A 23,355-nucleotide genomic window follows, 5' to 3' on the forward strand; every position below is an offset into this window, starting at 1 on the left:
TGTATTTTTCTCAGTCATTTTTAGGTAGTACGCTTGGTGTCAAGATAGTTAACATAAGTAGGTAGGCGTTAAAAATTGTCGTTATGACAAGGCAGTAGGTAGAAGGCAGGAGGCAGGAGGGAAGAGGTTTTCCGCAACTTTACATTTTTTTACATACCTCGGTTTTTTCGTGCCGACTTACTTACCTTAAACCTCTACATCTAATAATGTAACGTCTCTACACATCAATTTTTTCGACATTCAACCCTAAGGTAATGGAACTAAATTTGGTTTTCACGCTGTTTCATATCAACCACCTAATTTTTTTTGATTTAAAGAAATTCTCGTAAAAACTCAAAAGGATTATCTTCCCAACATGGTTCAGGTACTAACCACACCAGTTTACTTTTGATTTCCGCTTCAATTTCATCACTATCGTCTCTGTCAAACAGTGATTTCAAAGCTTCCCAGTCCCGTTGTTTCAGGGTGCTGTATGAGGAAATGTTTACCTGTAGATTATCGGAGTAATTCACAAGCACGATTTTTAGTTAACTTGTACACTAAATGAGCATATTTGCTGGCAAATGAGCATATTGTACTGTGAATACTATGATTTAAAAGTGACCTAGATCATAATCTTCTCAGAAAATTTATGTAATTTTCCATACCTTCACTAAAATCTCATATACAGGGTATTACAGTAAAGTTAAGTATAAAATAAAGCATAAAAATCTAGTTGCAAAGTCTCAACCACAAGCTGGTTTTGCCTCAGTTGCTTTAGTATACTTAGCCCTGTGGGCATAGCTGCGCTTAAGGCATACCCTGGCATTAGGCATAAGCTCCTGTATCATTGCAGATGAGCATCGACTAATTGTACGCCAAATACCTCAGAAAAGCACTGAGCTATACAAGAACGTACTTCTAAACATTTGATACCGGGAATCCATTCTGCTAAACTGCCGACAGCCTTATCAGCAATACCACAGGGTACAATACGCTCAAAGCCTGTTAAATCGGGACAAACATTTAAGGAAAAACCGTGCATAGTCACCCAACGACTAACTTTAATGCCGATCGCTGCAACTTTGCGCCCTTCTAACCACACACCTGTAAAACCGGAAATGCGTTCTCCCTGTAAACCATAATTTGCTAACACGCGAATTAACACTTCCTCAAGTTGGCGCAAATACCAATGCAAGTCTTGACGATAACGGTGCAGATTTAAAATTGGATACCCTACCAGTTGCCCAGGACAATGATAAGTAACTTCGCCACCCCTTTCAACTCGATGCACATGATACTCACTTGTGTCAAGGTCAAATTTGAGAAATTCCAGGTTTGCACCTTGTCCCAAAGTGTAGACCGGGGGATGTTCCAGCAAGATGAGTACATCTTCGAGATTGGGGTTGTTGATGCGTTCTGTGAGTAGCGATCGCTGCCATTGAAGAGCATCTAAATAAGGCATCAAGGACTGATTATATAAAAAACAGCGGTATTGGTTGGGTGCTATACTATGAATCATGCCAAAAATCAACGTGGTAAATGATCAAATATATTTCAAAAAAGCAAAGATTGAGTCAACAAATGTCAAGCTATGCAAAGGATTTTAAAGGAAAGTCAACGAAATAAACTTTATTAACCACAAAGTGCTAGTTTGAATATATAACCTCAACGGTGGTAGGAGGAGTTCTCTGCAATAAGCATCACGCCAAGACACTAGGAACGAATGGAATGGCTGATGGTATCTTCAAAAGTTGTTTACATCTATCAGAATATAATCTGCTGATTAAGGCTTTGATTCTCTATAAACAGCGAGCAAGCCGACAGCAGGAGATCAAGAGCAACTACTCCTAGATTTGTAAAAGTTGCTCAACCTGAGAAATTAGGTACAAAACAGCTAAGATTGATGGAGGATTTTTCTTTGGACATCCAATTGTCTAGCAATCAGTTGGATAGCAGCACAGAGCAGTGCTAAATTCTCAAGAACCTAATTCAAACTATCTAAACTTCAAAGAGTTAAGCAAGTTTAGTTGTTGTAGATTATAATTAATTAATGCCGAAAACAAAGGCATAATTATCTGGTTTGTAAACCACAGCTGATTCAAAACCAGCAAGCCTGTAAAAAGGTCTTTCCGGGAGTCCACGGTTTGTTAAATTTGCTGAAAAGAAGGGATGAACAATGGCTAAAAGCTTCAAAAAATTGCTCTGTTAAAAAAGATAGGGCGATGCTCCATCCGTTGGCGAAGCGTGTCGCTATCACGACATATTGATGCTTGGAGACTGTTGGAGTAGATTCCCTTGGTGAAGCAACAAGCAAACCTTCTAGAATTTTTTCTAGTTGAATGATTAACTTTGAATAAGTTTAATCAATTTTTGTAGAGCAGTTTAACAAAGTAAATCAAGGCTAGAGGTACTTATAATTAAGATGCAGCAACCTGATAGCAGATACAACAGCCGTACATCAAAAACAGTTTACAATTTGTATTGGCGGCAGTGATAGACCTTACCGCAATCTCTGTTCATACAAAACACATTCACATCAAATAAATATTGAGCGGGAGAGTTTACATGAAGCTTGTCATCCACGGCAAAAATATTGAAATCACCGATGCAATCCGCGAATATGTGCATCAAAAAATTGAAAAAGCAGTTAGTCATTTTCAGAACATCACCAACGAAGTGGATGTCCATTTGAGCGTAGCTCGCAATCCCAGAATTAGTACAAAACAAGCAGCGGAAGTAACCATTTATGCTAATGGTAGTGTTATCCGTGCGGAGGAAAGCAGCGAGAACTTATATGCCAGTATTGACTTGGTGGCAGATAAAATAGCCCGTCAACTGCGTAAATATAAAGAAAGACGACAAGACCACAAAACCCAACCTATACCAACTAATGAGGTAGTAGCGCCTGAACCAGTAACTGATTTAATAGGCGATCGCACTCCCGAACTACCAGGAGAAGTCGTCCGCACTAAATATTTTTCCATGCCCCCGATGACCCTTGCAGAAGCCCAAGAACAACTGCAACTCGTCGGACACGACTTTTATATGTTCCGTAACGCCGAAACAGGAGAGATAAACGTCATTTACGAACGTAACCACGGCGGTTTTGGTGTCATTCAACCCCGCAACGGTAACGGTCAAACTAACGGTAAGAACGGCAAAACAGCTAACGTTGCTGTACCAGAAAAGTCTAAAGCCTAAGTGATGGGGACTGGGGACTGGGGACTGGGGACTGGGAAGAATAATTTTCTATCTATTGCCTATTCCCTTGTTTCCCAATCACCAATCACCAATCACCAATCACCAGTTACCTTGCAGCCAACTGTTGCAACGTTTTCAGGGTTTCCTCAACGTGACCTTTAAAGTTCAACATGGAATCAAACACATATTGAACAATGCCGTTTTGGTCAATTACATAAGTCACCCGGCCGGGGATAAAACCAAAAGCGGTAGTTGCACCGTATAGCTTCCGCACTTGATCACCTTTATCACTTAACAGTGTAAAAGGTAGATTGTGCTTGGCTGCAAACTTTTGGTGAGACTCGCTAGAATCACCACTTACGCCAATAACTTCAGCACCAGCAGCTTTAAATACTTCATATTGATCTCGGAAAGCGCAAGATTCCGCAGTACATCCAGGGGTGTCGTCTTTGGGATAAAAGTAAAGGACGACAGCTTTTTTACCGCGAAAATCTTTCAAACTGACTGTAGACCCGTTTTGGTTGGGTAGGCTAAAATCAGGCGCAGTATCTCCAACTTTGATAGCCATATTAAAAAATTCAAAATTCAAACATTACTTAATAAAATTTTACCTTGTAACCTCATCTATAGATTTTCCTTGATAACGTGCATCAAGCAGGGTAGGGTAGATAGTCATCACAGAAATTATTCTGCTTATGCGCCTGACTTCACTCGATGTTTTTCGCGGTATTACCATCGCGGGTATGATTCTTGTCAACATGGTGGGAGTTGCAGATGATAAATATCCCCTTTTAGACCATGCTGCGTGGAACGGTTGTACACCCACTGATTTAGTATTTCCTTTCTTTCTGTTCATTGTTGGTGTAGCAATGACTTTCTCGCTGTCAAAGTACACCGCAGACAACAAACCTACCAAAGAGGTTTACTTACGCATCCTGCGCCGCGCTGCTATTCTCTTTGTATTAGGATTACTACTTAACGGTTTTTGGAATAAAGGTGTTTGGACTTTTGACTTAGGTAGTCTCCGCTTGATGGGGGTGTTACAAAGGATTAGCTTTTCCTACCTTTTCGCATCTTTGATAGTTTTAAAATTACCACGCAAAAATCAATGGATATTAGCAGGGGTATTACTAATTGGTTATTGGTTAACAATGATGTATATTCCCGTTCCCGAATATGGTGCGGGAGTGCTGACACGGGAAGGTAATTTTGGCGCTTTTATTGATAGGTTAATTATTCCCAAAGCACATTTATATAAAGGCGATGGGTTTAATTATTTAGGAGATCCAGAAGGACTTTTCAGCACCATTCCGGCGATAGTTAGCGTTTTGGCTGGTTATTTTGCAGGGGAATGGATCAGAGATAAAAAACAGACTAATTCACAAACTAGCATGGATTTAGTTTTATTTGGTTTGTGTTGTTTGGTAATTGGGATTATTTGGGATCTAGCATTTCCCATTAATAAGAAATTATGGACAAGTTCTTATGTTGTATTTACAACTGGATGGGCGTTAATGTTATTAGCAGCTTGTTATGAATTGATAGAAGTGAGAGTGATAAAACGCTGGAGTAAACCGTTTGAGATTATGGGATTAAATGCGATCGCTCTTTTTGTTGCATCTGTTTTGTTAATCAAAATCACAGCTAAAACCCAACTTGGTACAGGTGAAAATGCCATCAGTATCTACAATTGGATTTATCAAAATATCTTTGCATCTTGGGCGGGAAATTTCAACGGTTCATTTTTATTTGGGGTTGTCACGGTGTTGTTGTGGTATGGTGTGGCGGTTTTGATGTATCGGCAACGCTGGTTTATTAAAGTGTAAATAGGATAATAAGATGGGCAAAAGCCCGTCTTTAAACTATTTAAAATTTATCCGAAATCTATGCTTTTAAATTGCAAAACACACTTTTTAATACCAGAAAATAATGATAGATTTTTGACAAAAAATATGAAATAATTTTAAGAAAAAATACTTTAATGTCAGGTATAATTTTTTCATGAATACTTATCATAGAAATTGTCAACTAGGTGCTTCTCGTCGTCGTCTAGAAGATGCTGTAACACTGCATAAACAAAAACGTTGGACAGGTGCTATTTATTTAGGTGGTTATGCAGTTGAATGTGCGTTAAAATCTCTAATATGTTATGAAGAAAGAAAAAACAACTTTAAAGATACAACCGTTTTCCAGAAAGTACAAGGTGCTAGTTTGCATAATTTAACAAACTTACTGAATGAGCTAGAATCTATTAAACGCAGTATGCCATTAGATAGAAGTGGTACTTATCAACAAGCATGGAATTTAGTATCATCACGTTGGCGTAATGATGAATTAAGGTATTCAAATAGAGACGGTGATGAAAAAAGCAGCCAGGAATTTATAGAAGCAGTAAAAATTTTACACACATTTTTTCTAGCAAAACAAAATGAGGCATCATGACGGATAATATCACCTTAACACCAGAAGTTATTTATAAATACTTAAACGAAAGTTTAATCCGTGAAGATGAACAAGCACAAGTTAGTGTCAAGCGTACTTCATTAGGTTGGGTAAAAATTAGAATTGTTACTAAAAAATTTGAAAGTACATTGTTAATTGAACGTGAGCAAAAAATAGATGAATTGTTAGCAAATCTTGATCCTAATTTTAATCTAGGTCAATATCCTATTTCTGGCTATGATTTACTAACACCCCAGGAAGCAATAGAACAACCTCCTCAATATATTAAATTACCTCTCTGGTCAGATATTTTAATGGCTCCAGAACCTGATCAGCCAGTAGAGGTAGATGAAGATATTCCTAATAAAAAACCTTTAGTTGTTACTTTTTATTCATTTAAGGGAGGTGTAGGTCGCTCTACAGCTTTGGGTTTAACAGGAGGGATACTAGCAACTCGTAATCGTCGTGTTGTAATGGTAGATTTTGACTTAGAAGCTCCTGGAATTTCAATTATGTTTCAGGAAGATATTGAAAAGACTAGCGGTGAAAAATTTGGAGTTTTAGATTACCTACACCAACGGTCTTTAACGCCTGAAGAAAATTTTCCTAATATTTCTGCCTGTATACAACAAATAAATTTACAAACTCGCGGCGAACTTTTTTTAGTTCCAGTAGGTGAATATGACGAAAATTATATTCATCGGTTAGCTGATTTGGATATGCGTTCTTTTTACAGGTCTGCAAAAAATCCAGTTAAGCAACTTATAGAAGATATTAAAAAACAACTAGAACCAGATGTAATTTTAATTGATGCGCGTCCAGGATTTAATGATGTAGCTGCGATCGCACTTTTTGATTTAGCCGATACTGCAATAATTTGTTTTTCACCAACTGATCAGAGTTTTCAAGGATTACGTTGGGTAGTCAAAGCGATTCTTAAACAAAAGCAGTATCAGGGTAAGCCTGATGTGAGATTTCTCTTAACTCCCATACCAGCAGTTACACCTGAACAGTATAAAGATTTGATCGGGACAGTTGAAAATTGGATTGACAAAAATTGCTATGAAGATAATTTTTCTATATCTCCAGGAGCAAAAATTGAGGAGCTACATCACACAATTTTCTACAATCCTAACCTTACAACTCTATCTAGTTTAGTTAATGATATCCCAAAAAGTTTATTAGATGAGTATTTACCGATTGCGGATACTATTGATGCTAGTTTACCTGATCTCAAACCTAGTATTGTTACTAAAACTATTGATGATCGGAAAAAGATTCTTAATGAATTACATTTTCAAGCCGCTACAGCACAAGAACTAGCGCCAGAAAACATTTCAGAAATATTTCAACGTACAGAAGATTTTCCTAGATTTTTGAGTAATAGAATCTGGTTAATTCGCGGTGCTAAAGGAACAGGTAAAAGCCTTTTATTTCGACTGTTTGTAGAACAACCAACAGCAGCAAAAGAACTAGCTCAATCGGATGTTAATTTAAATCATGTTCACTTTGTTCCTGGTCATGGTCAACTTAGAGTATCAACCACAATTTTAGATAGGTTTGCTCTTGAAAGCTACGAAGATCAAGCTGGTACAAATGACTGGCAATTTTTCTGGCTCAATTATGCTCTTTTACAACTTTGTCATCGTTCAACTGAATTACGTTCACTACCTGGTTTAGATGAAAAATTAGTTGCATTAAGTAATCAAGAAAAACCTGCTCATTCTGATATTGTTACATGGCTGGTAGAAAGATCCAACTCACCACAAAAGAAACCACAAGCTGCTGATGAACTGCGTTTAATTGACCAAGAATTACAAGAAAAAAATCAAGTAGTATGGCTATTATATGATGAACTAGATGCAGGTTTTGGTTCTAGCCCAGAAGATTATGCTCGACGCAGAAGATCTCTAGAAGCTTTGCTGGCATGGTGGTTAGAAAGTGGTACAAATCTCAAACAAATTGTCCCTAAAATATTTTTACGTGAAGATATTTGGAAGCAATTTAACTTTACTAATACAGGACATTACAGCGGACGTTCACTAGAATTACGTTGGGAGGAAGCTGATCTCTGGCGACTTGTACTCCGTCAAGCTCTTAAAAGTTCCCCATCTCTAAGCAAATCTTTAGGAGGACTTACTGCTGAAAGATTAGATATAATTGTGCTGGAACAATTGCGCCAAAGTCTTTATCCCCTGTGGGGTGAACGCATGGGCAGTGGTAATAAAGCCTATACTTATAACTGGGTTAGAACTCGTATTGCAGATGGTCAAAAAAACTGTTTTCCACGCAGTTTAATATTACTTTTAGAAGAAGCTGTCAAAATTGAAAAACGATTTTCCGAACACGTCTCAGAAATAACTTTGCGTCCAAAAGCTTTAATTAATGCTTTTCCTAATGTTTCCCAGCAGCGTGTAGCTGAGGTCAGGAATGAATATCCTGAACTGAAAAACTTTCTAGACAGACTTCAAGGTGAACGCTCTCCTATTGATGAAAATCGTTTAGCTGAAATATGGAAAGTGCAGGATGGTGAATTAGCACTTCACATTAAGGATATGGTTGAAGCTGGTATTTTGACAGAACGTTCTCGTCCCAAAGATCCGCCTCCTCGCGTCTATGCAGTTACTGAATTGTACTTGTATGGACTAGGAATGGTTCGTAAGGGACAACGATAACGATCATGAATTAAATCAACAAAATCAACCCATCAATTAAACCGCAACCTCCGCAGCTTCCAGCGCATTAACTTCATCTAAAATTCGCCAAATTTCCTGCATCATCGGATCTAAACCAGTGCGAGTTACAGCCGAAATTATGAAAACAGGCGCTAAAGCAAGATGATTTAATTGAGTAGCTAAAGCCTCCAAATCAACTGTTTCCCTATCAACCGCGTCAATTTTATTCAAAGCTAAAATTTGCGGACGTTTAGCTAAACCCCGTCCATAAGCTTTAAGTTCTTCTTGAATAGTATGGAAATCAGCGATGACATCTTCACTTGTCGCATCAATTAGGTGTAATAAAACCCTTGTGCGTTCAATGTGACGTAAAAAATCATGACCTAAACCCGCACCATGAGAAGCACCTTCAATTAAACCGGGAATATCGGCAAAAACTGTACCATCACCCGTGGGTTTTCTAACTACACCCAAATTAGGAATGAGAGTAGTAAAAGGATAATCAGCGATTTTCGGACGTGCGGCTGATAAAGAAGAAATTAAAGTTGATTTACCAGCATTTGGTAAACCGATAATTCCTACTTCCGCTAACAATTTCAACTCTAAACGTAATACCTTCTTTTCTCCTTCTAAACCAGGAAGTGCATATTCTGGGACGCGGTTGCGGTTACTCAAAAAATGTTGATTTCCCAGTCCACCTTTACCACCTTCAGCAACTCGAAAAACTTGTCCCGGTGTAACTAAATCGCATAGTAAAGCACTCGTTCCCGCATCATACACAGCAGTACCACAGGGAACTTCGATAATTAAATCCTTTCCACCCGCACCGGTGCAATTATTTGGACCTCCACGTTCTCCGTTTTCTGCTTTAAACAGATGTTTGTATCGAAAGTCCAATAAGGTTTGGAGGTTGCTATCAGCCACAAAAATGACAGAACCGCCTTTTCCTCCATTTCCACCAGAAGGACCGCCTGCTGGTACATATTTCTCTCTGCGGAAGGCGACGATACCATCGCCACCTTTACCTGCTTCAACTTCAATTACTGATTGGTCGATAAATTGCATAATTTAGTCATTAGTTATTGGTCATTGGTCATTAGACATCTCCGGTAATTAAATGTGCGTGGTTTGAAACCCTTGTAGAGACGTTCCGGCGGAACGTCTCTACCATATTTCCGGAGAGGTCTATTGGTCATTGGTCATTGGTTATTCTTCTTTTGGACGTTTACCGATTGAGTTTAGATAGGCGTTTAATTGGGGTGCTAAGTCATTAATGGTAGGTTTTAGTGTGTTTACCTGTTTATCCGTTAACAGGTTACGGCTATATGCTCGTCTTAGCCAGTGTTGAGTTTCATATAATGACCCTCTTGCTATTCTAATGAATCGCCGATTGTCTTGATAACTCCCTCTTCCCACACCTTCTGCTATATTTGCACCAATGCTATCTGCTGAACGGATGATCTGTTTACCTAATGTATTTTGCGGTAATGACTCCCATTGGTTAACGATTTTCCAAATGTCATCAGCTAATTTTTATGAAAGCTGATATACCCGTAATTCCTGAAACCTCCCACTCCCCATTATCTCACCCAACTAATAACTAATGACTAATGACTAATAACTAATGACTAATGACTAAATATATGGTGAAACATCCTCACCGCAGTCATCAGCAAGGTAGGAAAGAGCGCGAAAGCGTAAACCTACTAATTGTTCATAGAGTGGGTTAATTTTGCACATCGGCGGAATGTGAACTATTTTCCGTCCGAATAAAGTGACATCTCTTTCAAAGGGACACTGGGAAGGAATCATTTTACACAAAAATCTGGCAACTCTGGGATCATGAATTTCCAACCCATCTAACCAGTCCCTCATCGGATGAAGTATATCTGGTGGCTGTACAGTAAGGTCTTGTCCTTGTTCTATATCTTCTATGGTGTGACTTAGGACTGTTAGGGCTTTTGTGTCTAGTTCCAAAACTTGACAAAACCGTTGCAAAATCTCTTCTTCGCTGGCAGAATATATTCCATCTGCGATCGCTACCATCACCGCTGTCCGCAAGAAATTTTCCGCCGCTGGTGTACCTTTACCCAACACAGCAGCTAATTCCTCTGGTGTAATTATCTCTAAAGAATTCCAGTCAATACCAGGGGCTAATTCATCCTTGGTAATGCTGTTAATTAACTCCTGTTCTTGGGCATCAAAATTACCATCAGCCCAAGCAATAGTTAGTAGTCCACGTAACCAAACCGCAACTTGTTCGCTACTGTAAGGGTTTTGAACACCACTTGTCATAATAACTCACGCCTCAAGATTTTCTGAATCATTACTAAACTACCTTAATCGTCAGTTTTGCGTTACAATCCCTCTGACAAGGATTATTGAGAATTCTTTCTATTTACGATATGTTTTTTTTCGGGATTGAACATGAAGTTGCTTTCCTTAACCATGAAGGAAAGTTTGCTGATTTCTCTTGTACAAAATTTGCCGATTTTCAGCAAATAGTTGACAAATTACCTCTATACCCCAATGACTACCCACAATTAAGGGTTGGTGATGCTGGCATTAAAAAGAAGCGATGGTATATTGAGGGATTTGAAAGATTTGCTGATTCAGAAGAGGTAATCGATTGTCTAGCTAAAGGCATCGAAATCAGAACTACTATACATTCTACTATTCAAGGCGCAATTGATGAATTAACAGCAAGTTTTTCTTTACTGCGTGAGGTAGCTGCTAGTTTTGGATTTTCACCTGTTTTAGTAAGCTTTAATCCCTATACTGGCATTTTTGAACCCCAACCACCATTAAATGATTTTGAAATTCGGCAATTCCAAGCTTACCCAGATGAACAAACTGCTCATATTTACATGGTTTCCTATGGTCCAGATTTAAATATTTCCATAGCAGATTTACCTAGTGGAGATGTAATTGATATTGGCAAAAAGCTGACTTATTACAGTCCTTTTATTGTTCCTTTTAGTTACAGTTCTCCTTTTTATAATGGCGGTTTATGGAAAGGTTTGTCAGTCAGGACATTTATCAGAACCGGAAAAAGATCAGCAACATTAGTGTTTGTAGAAAAACAAGAGCAACTAATTAAAAGTGTCCCTTCATTAACGAAAATTGCCCGCATCCCTGCGGAAGTAGGACGAATCGAATTTAAAGCCTGTGACAGTTGTGATGATTTTTCGATTTATGCAGGGTTACTGGCATTATTAAAAGGTCTAGCTTTAGATGAAACTTTAGAGGGTAGAGCTATTATACCTGATGCAGCTTTGCACCAAATTTCAGCCCAAGCAGGATTTGAAAATGAAGATATTTTTCTGAATGCACATAAGATTTTGCAAGCTGCTGAAGTTGCCCTAAGAAATGACCCAGATATTGCATTTTTAGCCCCACTAAAAGTGATTCTGGAACATCGAAAAACCAAATCTCATCAACTAATTGAAATGTTTGAAAATCTAGGTTCAATTGAAGAAACACTCAAAAGAACTTATGGCAGGTAATTGGTAATTGGTAATTGGTAATTGGGTTATTAGCGTCCCCTGCTCCCCTGCTCCCCTACTCCCCTGCTCCCTTCCCTGTCACCTGTCACCTTGTTACTGGGGGCAATCTTTTGCATTGGTATAAGTACCTCTATTACAGATTTAACAATGGGTGCTGCCACCGTTCCACCATAGGCATTTTCTCCTTTTGGCTCATCTACAATTGCCAAAACTACATAACGGGGAGCTTCTGCTGGCACAATACCCACAAAGCTAGTAATTCTGGCTCCGGGAATGTATCCACCGTTAGGACTGGCTTTTTGGGCTGTGCCTGTTTTACCAGCAATACTGTATCCGTTAATTTGTGATGCTTTACCTGAGCCTTTTGAAACAACAGTTTCCATCATCTCTACTACCTTTTGGGTAGTGGTGCTGGAGAAAATTTGGCGTGGTGTTGGTAGAGTGCGAGAATAGTGAATTTTACCTTGGCTATCAATCAACCCTTGGACTACGTGTGGTGTTACCAGTTTACCGCCGTTAGCTAAAGCGCCGTGCATTTGTACTAGCTGTAACGGAGTAAGAGAAAAGCCTTGACCAAAAGAGGTAGTTGCTGGTTCTATAGTTGAGGACAGAAATTCTTCTTGACTTTTGAGACGACCACCGACTTCAAAGGGCAAATCTGTATCAACTTTTTGCCCTAGTCCCAGTTTTTCTAACCAGTTGTAATATAGTGTGGGCTTCATTCGTTGGATAATTTGTACCATACCAACGTTGCTAGAAGTTTGTAAAATTTGAGCAATGTTAAGTCGTCTGTAAGCGTTCCTTTCCGCATTTTTGATCGTGCGGTCAGCAACTTTCATAGTACCTGGGTCATTAAATGTATCATCTGGTTTGATAGCACCATTTTCCAGAGCGATCGCCACATTCAAAGGCTTAAAAGTTGAACCTGGTTCATAAAGATCCGCGACTGTCCAATTTTTAAACAGTGAAATATCTGCTTTGGAATATTCATTTCCATTATAGGTAGGCTGAGAAACCAAGGCCAGTAATGAACCATCCGTGGCATCCATAACAATTACCGCCCCGCGTTTGGCCTGGAACTTTTCTATCTGTTCTTTGAGCGCAGTCCGGGCTGCCCGTTGTAAGCGGTTATCAATAGTCAGCTGTAATTTCAAATCATCAAAATGCAAAAATCCTTCTGGTGCATGATTTGGCATCAGTGCGCCATTACCAGCCCGACTGAGACGCACCGTTTGTCCAGAGCGTTCTAGCAGCTTCTCCTGACTATATTCAACCCCTGCCTGACCGCGCCGATCAAGGTTAACATAGCCCACTACATTAGCAACCAAATCATCTTGAGGGTAGAAACGGGAATATTTTTGAATGAACTCCAAGCCATTCAAGCGGAATGAAATCAAGCGATCGGCAATATTTTCGGAAACACTATTAGCAAGCAGAATCCCACTTTTTTTGCTTTCAAATGTTCTTACTAAGTTACCTGCATCTTTATTGAGAATAGGTGCAAGTTGCCGCGCCATCTCCTCATTAGACTTATCAAATAGCTTGGGATGGGCGTACAAAGTATACACTGGACGGTCGATGGCTAATATATTGTTATTGCGATCAACCACTGGACGACGGGGCATAAAAGGACGCAAGTTCACCATTTGCTGGTTTCTTGCCTTTTGAGCAAGTTTTGAACCCTCGATAATTTGCAGGCGATACAAATTGAAAGCCAACCCCACTCCAGCAGCAAGGAGGATACCCCAAACTATCAACAGTCGAGACTTAAGATTTGGCGCTTGAGCTTGAGTTTTAGAAGAACCATTCCCAACAGCTTGTTTGGAAAACTTCCGCTGCCTTGTGAATTCTAAATTCTGCAAATTTCTTAATTTCGTTCTGCTGGGTGACTTCTGCATTGGAGTTGTCCTGTGTCAGTTGTTGGTTGTCAGTGGCAAAAGGCAAGAGGCAAGAGGCAAAAGGCAGAGGGTAATACATTATTATAAATATCCGTTATATAAAACCTACTATCTCGTTCCCCGTCTCTGACTGGGAATGCTATTACAGAGGCTCTGCCTCTACTGTCATTGAAGGCAGAGCCTTCTAGAACTTATTCCCATACAGAGCATGGGAACAAGAAGAATGAAACCCAGTTTTTATAAGGCTTTTACGTTAAGTTGACACCAAAGCCCCATCTTCCTGTTCCCTGTTAAGAGTTCCCCACAACTGTTGATTTTAATATCCCAGTGGCGAGGAAGTTTGGGGCTGCGCTTCTGAATTGGAAATTGTAGTTGAGGATGCTGAACCAGGACTATGGGATGTCGGTGGCAAGAAAATTGTCCCCCCTGGAGTTGGTGATACCAGTCCTGCTCCTGGTTCTTCTGCCTCTTGGGCCATTTTACTGGTCAGTGTTGCATTGGTTGTCGTCAACTGACGCTCATGACGTTGTAGACTTTGTAGCGTGCGGTAGGCTTGACTCCAAAGCTCTTGGGAATAGACAGTCCAACCATAAACCACTAGTGTTGCAGCCACAAACAAAAATGCCGTAACTGACGAATAACGATAGACAGTGTGCAAGCGTAGCAACCACATAGGTGCAGCCCCAGCAGTAGACATCATGGGTAGATGTTCATTAGACTGCCTGTGAATGTTTGAGGATGTTTGTTGTCCAGACTTTTTCTCTAAGGTCGATATTACTGCCTCATTGACCAGGGAATTTGATAAATTTGTGGTGGAATTACGTTCTCTTCTAGGGCGCACTACTGTGGATGCACTGGCCGGTATAGAGGTGGTTTGCATATTTGTTAACAGCTTCCTAGAGCGTTGCTGATCCAGCGTTGGGGCAGAATTTCGCCTGAACCAAGAACTTTTTGTAGAAACAACTGATTTGCGGGCAACAGCCATAATTGTGGGAAATGATAGATATTGTATTTAAGGTTAATAAGTAGAAAGGCGCGAAAAAACCGAAGTATGTAACAAAAAGTAAAGTTGTCTAAACACCTCTTGCCTCCTGCCTTGTCATAACGACAATTTTGAATGCCGACCTACTTATCTAAAATTATGGCAATGTGTAGCGATCAGAAGCAATACCTAACGCCAACTCCCCACCATCTTGCCACCACTGTAATAAAAGCAACTTTGGTTACTTAATATTCAGGCAGCAGGGGAAGCAGCAATCATGGGTGATTTGCCAAATATCGATTAAAACCAAACATCCATTTGAAATTTCTAATCTCAAAGATTTAACAAAAATCAACAAATAAGCTATCGTATTCAACAGGCGCAATCTTTTAGTATGGCCTTTATTGGTGAAAGAGGAGTTATGAAAACAAAAATCTTTGGTTTGGCTCTCATGTTAAGTCTGGCTACCATGCTCGGAGCTTGTGAAGGTGGTGGTGAGCCTGCTGGTACTTCTACTACTACTCCGGCTGCACCAGCAGCGGGTGAGCCAACTGACACTGGTACTACCCCTGCTGCGGCTACTACACCACCAGAAGCGACCCCTGCTGCGACCCCTGCTGCGACCCCTGCTGCGACCCCTACTGCTACTCCGACTAAGACTCCCTAATCTATTTAGGATAGCGATACTCACTACATCGCTATCACATAATTTGATCAGGCATCAACTCCAAGCAGCAGTCCTCTGAGAACGGGAATAATAATTAAATAGCCTTCTTGGCAGGACAATGAGACCTAAAGCGGAGCGAATCGACTCTGATCAAATCGAATCGCTCCGCTTGTGGTTTTGACAGATTGTTTTTAGAAGAAGAAAACCAGTTTATACCGTATCTCAGTCTCCATATATTAATTTAAGCTAACAAACAACTGCCCCACTGGGAAAGTAGCTTTATGTTGCTACTGCAATTTAGTACATCTCATTATTGTCGCAAAGCCCGTCTGGCGCTAGGTTATAAGCGAATTGATTACAAGGTAGAAAATCTGAATCCTGGCTTGCACATCCTCAAAGTGAAGCCATTAACCGGTTTAACGACCTTGCCTGTTTTGTTGCCCCAAATCGAGGGACAACCGCAAGCGATTGGCGACTCTACCCAAATTTTAAAATTCTTAGAATCTTATCAACCAGAACCTTCATTATTTTTAACCAGCCAGGAACAGCAAACTGAGGCTTTGATGCTCGAAGACTGGTTAGATGAAAGCATTGGTACGGCAACAAGGTTTGTATATTATCACTTTCGTGCTGGTGAAGGCAAACAAATCGATCCCTCATTATCCAGTCAGATAGTGATTGGTGTAGTCAGGAAACAGTATGGTATCAACAATGCTAATGTAGAATTAGCTACTAACAGGTTAGTAATTGCTTTGACAGAATTATCTAACCGCTGGCAAAAAAGTGACTATTTAGTGGGTGAACGTTTAAGCGTGGCAGATATTAGCGCAGCTGCCTTGCTGAGTCCCTTAGCACTTATTCCTCAATACCGTCAGAGATATTCTTGGTTGTTTGAGCGCATTGTGCAGATTCATCAATTGTGTGGTGAAGCACTACCACCAGGACTAAACTGAGATGGGGAGCAGGGGAGCAGGAGAGCAGGGGAGAATGAAAAAACGAAAAGTAATATTATTGACGATTTTGAGTATTAGTACCGTTATTTTAGTGGTGGTTGGTAGCTATTGGGGAACAAAGGTGATGGCATTACCCCCAGTGGAGGATATACCAGAGGAGATATTGCGGACAGAGATGATTACGATCGCGCGATCGCCCATTGATGGTAAACCCTTAACTGCTGCTGAATACGCAGAACTACAAGCACATCTGCAAACGAGTCCCCCACCAAAACTCAATGCTCAAATCCGAGAACAAGTGTTCCTGCTAAAGTTACGTAAAGCATTACTACAGATTTTTCCGTTTTTAGGTATTTAGAAGGTAGAAGAGGCAAGGGGGACAGAGGAGCAGAGTCGCAGAGGGAGAGAAATATTGTCTTTCTTTCTCTTGCCTTTTGCCTTTTCCCAGTTCCCAATCCCCAGTCCCCAATCCCCAGTCCCCAATCTCTATTCCCCAATAAGATACATTCTGATGTAGGATAACCGTGACGACAAAAATGCAAATAAATGTAAAGAATATATATAGTTCTTAAAAACTCAATTTAGTTAATCACCTTATTTAACGTAGGTAGCTTCATGTCCATCAGCACGATCGCTCCTGAGCAGGTTAATCGCATCATTTGGAATCAGCATCATGATCCGTTTGAAGTGCTTGGTTCACATCTCATAGAACGGGAAGGTAAGAAAGTCTGGGCTGTGCGCGCCTACCTACCAAATGCCAGCGCAGCATGGGTAGTAGTTCCTGAAGAACGCAAAGAATACCCCATGATGACGGTGCATGATCCCCACTTTTTTGAATGCATCATAGAAACAGCAGAACTTAACAACTATCAATTGCGGATTAAAGAAGGGGAACACGAGCGCGTCACTTATGATCCTTACGCCTTCCGTTCTCCTGGAGTAACTGATTTTGACTTACACTTGTTCGCAGAAGGAAATCATCACCGCATTTATGAGAAACTGGGAGCGCACCTCACAGAAGTAGACGGTGTCAAAGGTGTTTATTTTGCGGTTTGGGCCCCTAATGCTCGCAACGTTTCTCTTTTAGGAGATTTTAACCTTTGGGATGGACGCAAACACCAGATGCGGAAAGGACATACCGGCGTTTGGGAATTATTTATCCCAGAAATCGGTGTGGGAGAGCATTACAAATATGAGATCAAAAATTTTGAAGGACACATTTACGAAAAATCCGATCCCTACGGTTTCCAGCAAGAACCACGTCCCAAAACAGCATCTATTGTCACCGACTTAACAACTTATAGTTGGAACGATGAAAATTGGATGGAAACAAGGAGACACACCGACCCCCTCACCCAACCAATTTCCGTTTATGAAGTCCATTTAGGTTCTTGGTTACACGCTGCTAGTGAAGAACCAGCTAAATTACCCAACGGGGAGACGGAACCAGTCGTCATCGTTTCTGAACTTAAAACCGGTGCGCGTTTTCTAACATATCGGGAATTAGCTGCCAAACTAATCCCCTATGTCAAAGACTTGGGATATACCCATATAGAATTGCTACCCATTGCCGAGCATCCCTTTGATGGTTCTTGGGGTTATCAAGTCACAGGTTACTATGCTCCTACTTCCCGCTTTGGCAGCCCTGAAGACTTCATGTATTTTGTTGACCAATGTCACGAACATGGCATTGGTGTACTGGTAGATTGGGTTCCGGGTCACTTCCCCAAAGATGGACATGGTTTAGCTTTCTTTGATGGTACTCACCTTTATGAACACGCTGACCCCCGCAAAGGCGAACATAAGGAATGGGGAACTTTAGTATTTAACTATTCCCGTAACGAAGTTAGGAATTTCTTAGTAGCTAATGCTCTGTTCTGGTTTGATAAATACCACATTGACGGAATTCGTGTTGATGCGGTAGCTTCCATGCTCTACAACGACTATTGTCGTGAAGCAGGGGAATGGTTGCCTAATCAGTATGGTGGTAGAGAAAATTTAGAAGCTGCGGATTTTTTACGTCAAGTAAATCACAACATCTTTAGTTATTTTCCCGGTGTGCTTTCCATTGCGGAAGAGTCTACTTCTTGGCCTATGGTATCTTGGCCTACCTATACAGGTGGTCTAGGATTTAACCTGAAGTGGAACATGGGTTGGATGCACGATATGTTGGACTACTTCAGCATGGACCCTTGGTTCCGTCAATTCCATCAAAACAATGTGACTTTTAGTATGTGGTATAACCACAGCGAAAACTTCATGTTGGCATTGTCTCATGATGAAGTTGTACATGGTAAGAGCAATATCATCGGAAAAATGCCCGGTGATAAATGGCAGAAGTTAGCTAACGTCCGGGCTTTATTCGCTTATATGTTTACTCACCCTGGTAAGAAAACCATGTTTATGAGCATGGAGTTTGGCCAGTGGAGTGAGTGGAATGTTTGGGCAGATTTGGAATGGCAACTACATGAGTTTGAACCACATCAACAGTTAAAAGCCTTTTTCAAAGATATTAACCATATTTACCGTTCTGAACCTGCTTTGTATACTCAGGATTTTGCGCGGGAAGGATTTGAATGGATTGATTGTAGCGATAACCGTCACAGTGTAGTTGCTTTTGTCCGTCGTGCTAAGGATTCTGATGAATTCTTGATTGTGGTTTGTAATTTTACACCTCAACCTCATTCTCATTATCGCATCGGTGTACCTGAGAAGGGATTTTATACTGAGTTGTTCAATAGTGATGCTCGTCAGTATGGCGGTAGCAATATGGGCAATTTAGGCGGTAAATGGACTGATGATTGGTCTTTGCATAATCGTCCTTATTCGCTGGATTTGTGTTTACCACCTTTGGGGGTTTTGATTCTCAAGTTGGATAAAGTGAAGATGGCTGAGGTGATGAAGTAAGGGTTTAATTTATTCCGATAAATTGGGAATTTGTAGGGACACAGCAATGCTGTGTCCTTATTTTTATTGTCTTATAGCGTAGCGTTGCGTAGCCATATCAGGATATCCAGGATTTGAAGATTTACAGGATTTTGGTTGGTAGAATATTATTTATAGTTATTAATTATTTTTAATTATTTCCTGAATTTGGTGATAACATCCACAGCAAAAATCCTAAAATTGGCTCAACTGGCGGTAATGGATATTCAGTAATATCAATAGTCACTGAATTACCATCCAATTTTAAAAATTTCCAAGCTGTTCCACTGGTGACAGAACCGAAAATAGTAGGAACATTTATATTATTAGCAACATTAAATTTTTGAGCAGCTACCATTTCTGCTATACACTGACCTAAACCACCATTAAGATTTTCTTTTTTTGCTTCTATAATGATAATAACTGGAGCTTGAATTTCTAATTGAGTGGGTGATTTACTAATCAGAAAGTCACAAATACCATTAAGTCCCAGGTTGGGATCAACAGTAAAATCTTCTCCAGAAAACAGGCTTACTTGACGATTTAATAATCTTCTCACTGCTGTTAATACAGGGCTAATAATCCATTCGGAACGCGCTTTTTCGCTACCCCGTGCAAGTACCAATGGTAGACCATCCTCTAGTTCTTGACGTAATAAATCATCTGCTTCTACGGGAGGAATGTCTGGAAAAAATCTTCCTCCTTCATGGATAGTAATTGCTAAATCTTGGCGGACTTTTTTAAGTGTAAAATCACTGTAAGGCATGGTTATAATTAATTAAGGCTAAAAACGGATAAGAAACTCCAACATTAATCAAAACTTTTGTTGGATTGCAATTTTATTAAAAAATTCATTAAAGAAATCTTCGGCTTTTTTACCTTCACCACGCTGCATTTGTTCTAGTCCAAGTTTAATACCTTTTAAGGTTTCTACTAATTCAGCAGCTTCTAAAAGTTCTTGATAAGACTCTGCATCTTGAACCACTAACTCGGCTTTTCCGTTGACAGTTAAAACTAAGGGGTGTTGTGTTTTTTTAATCTGTTGTATAAATTCAGTGGTATTACGCTTAAATTCGGTGAGGGAATGTATATCTTTGGCAAGGTTAATCATGGTCGTAAGTTTAATTAGCATCTAATTTGATGTTAATTAAGTTTGGTTGTGTTTGTCAAGCGATCGCTCATTTATGGTTACTCTATATAATAGTAGTAATAGCTATACCAGCAGTTTAAGATGTAGTAAGCTTTGAATGGTAAATATTTGACTATATATACATCTGTGATATCGTATATATTAGCACATAATTATTAGTCTCGTTATCTCAATGGATGCTATTAGAATTGAAAGATTACGTTGTCTTTCTGATACTGGTTATGTTCAGATAAAGCCTTTAACTGTTTTTCTTGGTCAAAACAGTTCAGGAAAGAGTACCTTTTTGCGGTTTTTTCCTTTACTAAAACAGAGTATAGAGTCTCGGACAACTGGACCCATACTTTGGTATGGTCGTCTTGTTGATTTTGGTAACTTTCATGATGCTCATCAAACTGGAGCAGAAAATACTATTGCATTCTCTTTTAAATTTACACTTGAAGCAGATAATTCTCGTGTTTTTCCAATACCGATATATAATAGTTTCTTTACCAGAGAAATAAGAATATTAAATAGCTTGGATATATATCTGACATTGGAAGTATCAGCAGATAATAAAAAAGAAAATACAAGGGCTAGTAAATTAATTTTACAGTTTAAGGATTCCAATGTTGAGTTGGAATTTAATGAAGATGAAAGTGTATCAAATTTCAAAGTTAATTCTCTTAATATTTTAGATTATAGCAATAAATATATTACCAAAAATTTTAATAATAGATCCTTTTTACCAATTATTACTGAATTTAAAAAAAAAGAGTCAAATTTAGAATTATTTTCTCCTTCTGAACGTCCAGTTATATCGCGTTTGCGCCCGTTTACGGGGTTATTTGAAGTATTAATAAAAAATATACAAGATACTGCTCACCACTATACATCTTCGGAAACTATTCTTAAAATTGCACTCTCATTGGGTCTTAGTGACTCGGAAACCATGCTAAAGGATATTCAAGAAAATAAATTTGCAGGTAATGGTTGGAAGAGAAAAACAAAAAAATGGACAACTCAAACAAAAGATTTTAAAAATTTGCGAGATTTAATTATTGCAAATATAGTTCCTTCGCTCATTGAAAAATGTGATGATATGCTGACTAACTTTTCAAGACAGGTTAACTATATGGGTCCAGTAAGAGCTACTGCGGAGCGATATTACCGAACTCAAGATTTAGCTGTTGATGAAGTAGATTATCAAGGACGTAATCTCACAATGTTTTTGCATAATCTCAAAGATTCAGAAATGCAGAATTTTTCAGATTGGACTTTGAGTTACTTTGGATTTCAACCGTCAATTGAATCTAGTCTCGGTCATATCTCCCTCAAAATACGTTCCAAGGATTCAGATAAGGAACTTAATATTGCTGATACTGGCTTTGGTTTTTCTCAAATTCTTCCTATTATTACTCAATTATGGTTTTTAAGCTCCTCAACAAAACATAAATCTGATCTAGGTTTTTATCAAAGAAATAAAGGAACTGTAACTTATGCTATTGAACAACCAGAGTTACATCTTCATCCTCGTTTGCAAGGAAGTCTTACAGATGCTTTAGTTGCTGCAATTAAAGCAGCTAAGGATAATAATATTGATCTGCGGTTAATTATTGAAACACATAGTGAGGTGCTAATTAACAGACTTGGACATCTGATTGACGATAAAAAAATTTCTCCCGACGATATCAATATAGTTTTATTCGAGCCATCATATCAATCAGGGGAAATAACAATTAGAAACTCTCATTTTGACTCTGAAGGATATCTTATGAATTGGCCATTAGGGTTTTTTAATATGGAGAGTGTCTAATGCTAATTAGAATTGATAGCTCCGTAATAAATAATGAAAACCAAAGCTCTTTGGCTCAAGATACTGTTACCGCATTGGAACTACTTGCACTTACTCGACGCGAAGGTAAACATATACTGATTGGAGATAGAAATACTTTACAGAAAATTTCTAAGTGTACTGATTTAAGTAAGTCTACAAGGGAGATTTATCAAAAACTATTAGACAAATATGAATATTTTAAATTATATCTTTCTGCTGTTACAAAATATATTGAAGTGACTAACTCTTGTACTGAACCTCAATTATTTAATTATTCAGGTAAGCAAGTAATTAAAGTTCCTCCAAAATTTTTCAATGATTCAGTAAAAATTCAGCCAACTATATTACTATGTGAAAATAATAATGATGCTACTTTCTATGAAATAATAGCTAAGGTTTATTGTGTATGGAATAACATCCCAGTAATATTAAAATATAGCCCTAGAGGTGCTGGTGGCAGTACAATTGGTGATGAATATACTAGGATTCAGCAAGCAAGAGAAAATATTTGCCTGTGTATTGCGGACAGTGATAGAATTGCACCTAATGGAGAGATTGGTGGAACAGCAAAAATTATTAAAGATGATCCTAAATATCTTCTTAGAGAAAGTATCATTCTTGATTTGCATGAAATTGAAAATTTGATACCTAAATCAATATTAGATAATTTATGTTCAGCAAATAATAGTTATAGACAAAAATCTTTGGCTATTCTTGAAGCTATTGAAACAAGTTCTGTGAAGGACTTACAAAAATTTTTAGATATAAAAAATGGTACTCGCTTAGAGAAAATAGTCAGGGCAAAAAATTCTGATATTAAAGATTATTGGAAAGAAAGACTTCCAGAAATTCCTGATATTTCCAATCGTATAGACTCATGGTGTCACAATAACTGGTCTTGTAGTAAGAAAGAAAAAGAACAAAAAGAGAAAAAAGAGAAATGTATTAATTGCCCAATTTCATTTGGTTTTGGAGATAATATATTAGAAGATGCTATTAATGAACTCAATCAAAAAGAACCCAAACATATTGCTAACATAATTGATAAAGATATGCGTCAAGAGTGGGAGAAAGTTGGAGAGGTAATTTTGAATTGGTGCTGTGCTACAAGCCCTATTCGCGGTTAAAAGCAGTGGATTACCATTAGGAGAAAATCTCATG

Annotated in this window: 20 protein-coding genes and 1 pseudogene; 11 read left to right on the forward strand and 10 right to left on the reverse strand. The window is 38.9% G+C overall.

The window, feature by feature from the left end:
• Nucleotides 1-311 precede the first annotated feature (311 nt).
• Together H6G06_RS05680 and lipB are read right to left on the reverse strand one after the other, a co-directional pair.
• Complete coding sequence (locus tag H6G06_RS05680; RefSeq protein ID WP_190557892.1) at nucleotides 312-512, reverse strand: hypothetical protein; 201 nt, start codon at nucleotides 510-512, stop codon at nucleotides 312-314.
• 314 nt (nucleotides 513-826) lie between these two features.
• A complete protein-coding gene (gene lipB, locus H6G06_RS05685) occupies nucleotides 827-1,501 on the reverse strand; it encodes a lipoyl(octanoyl) transferase LipB (protein ID WP_190557894.1) in 675 nt (224 codons plus the stop codon).
• A gap of 1,046 nt (nucleotides 1,502-2,547) precedes the next feature.
• Between lipB and hpf the strand changes: the two genes are divergently transcribed.
• The gene (gene hpf, locus H6G06_RS05690; protein ID WP_190557896.1) at nucleotides 2,548-3,183 is read left to right on the forward strand and encodes a ribosome hibernation-promoting factor, HPF/YfiA family; all 636 of its coding nucleotides are present in this window, start codon (nucleotides 2,548-2,550) and stop codon (nucleotides 3,181-3,183) included.
• 106 nt (nucleotides 3,184-3,289) lie between these two features.
• On the opposite strand, the gene H6G06_RS05695 is transcribed toward hpf, so the two are convergent.
• On the reverse strand, nucleotides 3,290-3,751 hold the full coding sequence (locus tag H6G06_RS05695; protein WP_190557898.1) for a peroxiredoxin: 462 nt from the start codon (nucleotides 3,749-3,751) through the stop codon (nucleotides 3,290-3,292).
• A gap of 127 nt (nucleotides 3,752-3,878) precedes the next feature.
• Here H6G06_RS05695 and H6G06_RS05700 point away from each other — a divergent pair, with 127 nt between their 5' ends.
• From H6G06_RS05700 to H6G06_RS05710, 3 genes are all read left to right on the forward strand, one after another.
• Nucleotides 3,879-5,009 (forward strand): acyltransferase family protein, encoded by a 1,131-nt coding sequence (locus H6G06_RS05700; RefSeq protein WP_190557900.1) that lies wholly within the window; start codon nucleotides 3,879-3,881, stop codon nucleotides 5,007-5,009.
• Between the two features lie 175 nt (nucleotides 5,010-5,184).
• Nucleotides 5,185-5,625, forward strand: a complete 441-nt coding sequence (locus tag H6G06_RS05705; RefSeq protein WP_190557902.1) for a hypothetical protein — start codon at nucleotides 5,185-5,187, stop codon at nucleotides 5,623-5,625.
• On the forward strand, nucleotides 5,622-8,300 hold the full coding sequence (locus H6G06_RS05710; protein ID WP_190557904.1) for a tyrosine-protein kinase family protein: 2,679 nt from the start codon (nucleotides 5,622-5,624) through the stop codon (nucleotides 8,298-8,300). The genes H6G06_RS05705 and H6G06_RS05710 overlap by 4 nt, the downstream gene beginning before the upstream one ends.
• A gap of 36 nt (nucleotides 8,301-8,336) precedes the next feature.
• On the opposite strand, the gene obgE is transcribed toward H6G06_RS05710, so the two are convergent.
• The 3 genes and pseudogenes from obgE to H6G06_RS05725 form a co-directional block, all read right to left on the reverse strand.
• On the reverse strand, nucleotides 8,337-9,365 hold the full coding sequence (obgE, locus tag H6G06_RS05715) for a GTPase ObgE (RefSeq protein ID WP_190557906.1): 1,029 nt from the start codon (nucleotides 9,363-9,365) through the stop codon (nucleotides 8,337-8,339).
• A 141-nt stretch (nucleotides 9,366-9,506) separates the two neighbouring features.
• A pseudogene (locus H6G06_RS05720) lies at nucleotides 9,507-9,821 on the reverse strand (four helix bundle protein); the annotation flags it as partial.
• A gap of 114 nt (nucleotides 9,822-9,935) precedes the next feature.
• Nucleotides 9,936-10,595, reverse strand: coding sequence for a Mo-dependent nitrogenase C-terminal domain-containing protein (locus H6G06_RS05725; protein WP_190557908.1), 660 nt, complete (start codon nucleotides 10,593-10,595; stop codon nucleotides 9,936-9,938).
• 110 nt (nucleotides 10,596-10,705) lie between these two features.
• Here H6G06_RS05725 and H6G06_RS05730 point away from each other — a divergent pair, with 110 nt between their 5' ends.
• Nucleotides 10,706-11,806: a glutamate--cysteine ligase gene (locus H6G06_RS05730; protein ID WP_190557927.1), complete on the forward strand. Its 1,101-nt coding sequence runs from the start codon at nucleotides 10,706-10,708 to the stop codon at nucleotides 11,804-11,806.
• Nucleotides 11,807-11,835: 29 nt separating this feature from the next.
• Here the strand turns inward: H6G06_RS05730 and H6G06_RS05735 are convergent, their stop codons facing one another.
• Together H6G06_RS05735 and H6G06_RS05740 are read right to left on the reverse strand one after the other, a co-directional pair.
• Complete coding sequence (locus H6G06_RS05735; protein ID WP_190557929.1) at nucleotides 11,836-13,704, reverse strand: peptidoglycan D,D-transpeptidase FtsI family protein; 1,869 nt, start codon at nucleotides 13,702-13,704, stop codon at nucleotides 11,836-11,838.
• A 316-nt stretch (nucleotides 13,705-14,020) separates the two neighbouring features.
• Nucleotides 14,021-14,584, reverse strand: a complete 564-nt coding sequence (locus H6G06_RS05740) for a hypothetical protein (protein ID WP_338422914.1) — start codon at nucleotides 14,582-14,584, stop codon at nucleotides 14,021-14,023.
• Nucleotides 14,585-15,107: 523 nt separating this feature from the next.
• Between H6G06_RS05740 and H6G06_RS05745 the strand changes: the two genes are divergently transcribed.
• The 4 genes from H6G06_RS05745 (at nucleotide 15,108) to glgB (ending at nucleotide 19,213) form a co-directional block, all read left to right on the forward strand.
• Nucleotides 15,108-15,353: a hypothetical protein gene (locus tag H6G06_RS05745; protein ID WP_190557933.1), complete on the forward strand. Its 246-nt coding sequence runs from the start codon at nucleotides 15,108-15,110 to the stop codon at nucleotides 15,351-15,353.
• A 281-nt stretch (nucleotides 15,354-15,634) separates the two neighbouring features.
• Nucleotides 15,635-16,306 carry a glutathione S-transferase family protein gene (locus tag H6G06_RS05750; RefSeq protein ID WP_190557935.1) on the forward strand — a complete coding sequence of 224 codons (672 nt, stop codon included), beginning with the start codon at nucleotides 15,635-15,637 and terminating at the stop codon, nucleotides 16,304-16,306.
• A gap of 34 nt (nucleotides 16,307-16,340) precedes the next feature.
• Nucleotides 16,341-16,664 carry a hypothetical protein gene (locus H6G06_RS05755; protein WP_190557937.1) on the forward strand — a complete coding sequence of 108 codons (324 nt, stop codon included), beginning with the start codon at nucleotides 16,341-16,343 and terminating at the stop codon, nucleotides 16,662-16,664.
• Between the two features lie 257 nt (nucleotides 16,665-16,921).
• A complete protein-coding gene (gene glgB, locus H6G06_RS05760; protein WP_190557939.1) occupies nucleotides 16,922-19,213 on the forward strand; it encodes a 1,4-alpha-glucan branching enzyme in 2,292 nt (763 codons plus the stop codon).
• 169 nt (nucleotides 19,214-19,382) lie between these two features.
• Here glgB and H6G06_RS05765 read toward each other — a convergent pair whose 3' ends face one another.
• Together H6G06_RS05765 and H6G06_RS05770 are read right to left on the reverse strand one after the other, a co-directional pair.
• Complete coding sequence (locus tag H6G06_RS05765; protein ID WP_190557941.1) at nucleotides 19,383-19,997, reverse strand: hypothetical protein; 615 nt, start codon at nucleotides 19,995-19,997, stop codon at nucleotides 19,383-19,385.
• 48 nt (nucleotides 19,998-20,045) lie between these two features.
• Nucleotides 20,046-20,363, reverse strand: coding sequence for a type II toxin-antitoxin system Phd/YefM family antitoxin (locus tag H6G06_RS05770; protein ID WP_199306589.1), 318 nt, complete (start codon nucleotides 20,361-20,363; stop codon nucleotides 20,046-20,048).
• A 190-nt stretch (nucleotides 20,364-20,553) separates the two neighbouring features.
• On the opposite strand from H6G06_RS05770, the gene H6G06_RS05775 reads away from it, so the two are divergent.
• Both H6G06_RS05775 and H6G06_RS05780 read left to right on the forward strand, forming a co-directional pair.
• A complete protein-coding gene (locus tag H6G06_RS05775; protein WP_190557943.1) occupies nucleotides 20,554-22,173 on the forward strand; it encodes an AAA family ATPase in 1,620 nt (539 codons plus the stop codon).
• Nucleotides 22,173-23,321: a hypothetical protein gene (locus tag H6G06_RS05780; protein WP_190557945.1), complete on the forward strand. Its 1,149-nt coding sequence runs from the start codon at nucleotides 22,173-22,175 to the stop codon at nucleotides 23,319-23,321. Before H6G06_RS05775 ends, H6G06_RS05780 begins: the two co-directional genes overlap by 1 nt.
• The last annotated feature ends 34 nt before the right edge of the window (nucleotides 23,322-23,355 follow it).

This window comes from Anabaena sphaerica FACHB-251, assembly GCF_014696825.1.
Classification (GTDB): domain Bacteria; phylum Cyanobacteriota; class Cyanobacteriia; order Cyanobacteriales; family Nostocaceae; genus RDYJ01.

Coding starts and splice junctions, on each gene's coding strand:
- lipB (WP_190557894.1), bottom strand. CDS start 1,501: ATGATTCATAGTATAGCACCCAACCAATACCGCTGTTTTTTATATAAT.
- H6G06_RS05700 (WP_190557900.1), top strand. CDS start 3,879: ATGCGCCTGACTTCACTCGATGTTTTTCGCGGTATTACCATCGCGGGT.
- obgE (WP_190557906.1), bottom strand. CDS start 9,365: ATGCAATTTATCGACCAATCAGTAATTGAAGTTGAAGCAGGTAAAGGT.
- hpf (WP_190557896.1), top strand. CDS start 2,548: ATGAAGCTTGTCATCCACGGCAAAAATATTGAAATCACCGATGCAATC.
- H6G06_RS05735 (WP_190557929.1), bottom strand. CDS start 13,704: ATGCAGAAGTCACCCAGCAGAACGAAATTAAGAAATTTGCAGAATTTA.
- H6G06_RS05775 (WP_190557943.1), top strand. CDS start 20,554: ATGGATGCTATTAGAATTGAAAGATTACGTTGTCTTTCTGATACTGGT.
- H6G06_RS05695 (WP_190557898.1), bottom strand. CDS start 3,751: ATGGCTATCAAAGTTGGAGATACTGCGCCTGATTTTAGCCTACCCAAC.
- H6G06_RS05740 (WP_338422914.1), bottom strand. CDS start 14,584: ATGCAAACCACCTCTATACCGGCCAGTGCATCCACAGTAGTGCGCCCT.
- H6G06_RS05780 (WP_190557945.1), top strand. CDS start 22,173: ATGCTAATTAGAATTGATAGCTCCGTAATAAATAATGAAAACCAAAGC.
- H6G06_RS05770 (WP_199306589.1), bottom strand. CDS start 20,363: ATGCTAATTAAACTTACGACCATGATTAACCTTGCCAAAGATATACAT.
- H6G06_RS05730 (WP_190557927.1), top strand. CDS start 10,706: ATGTTTTTTTTCGGGATTGAACATGAAGTTGCTTTCCTTAACCATGAA.
- H6G06_RS05725 (WP_190557908.1), bottom strand. CDS start 10,595: ATGACAAGTGGTGTTCAAAACCCTTACAGTAGCGAACAAGTTGCGGTT.
- H6G06_RS05765 (WP_190557941.1), bottom strand. CDS start 19,997: ATGCCTTACAGTGATTTTACACTTAAAAAAGTCCGCCAAGATTTAGCA.
- H6G06_RS05750 (WP_190557935.1), top strand. CDS start 15,635: ATGTTGCTACTGCAATTTAGTACATCTCATTATTGTCGCAAAGCCCGT.
- H6G06_RS05710 (WP_190557904.1), top strand. CDS start 5,622: ATGACGGATAATATCACCTTAACACCAGAAGTTATTTATAAATACTTA.
- H6G06_RS05745 (WP_190557933.1), top strand. CDS start 15,108: ATGAAAACAAAAATCTTTGGTTTGGCTCTCATGTTAAGTCTGGCTACC.
- H6G06_RS05705 (WP_190557902.1), top strand. CDS start 5,185: ATGAATACTTATCATAGAAATTGTCAACTAGGTGCTTCTCGTCGTCGT.
- glgB (WP_190557939.1), top strand. CDS start 16,922: ATGTCCATCAGCACGATCGCTCCTGAGCAGGTTAATCGCATCATTTGG.
- H6G06_RS05755 (WP_190557937.1), top strand. CDS start 16,341: ATGAAAAAACGAAAAGTAATATTATTGACGATTTTGAGTATTAGTACC.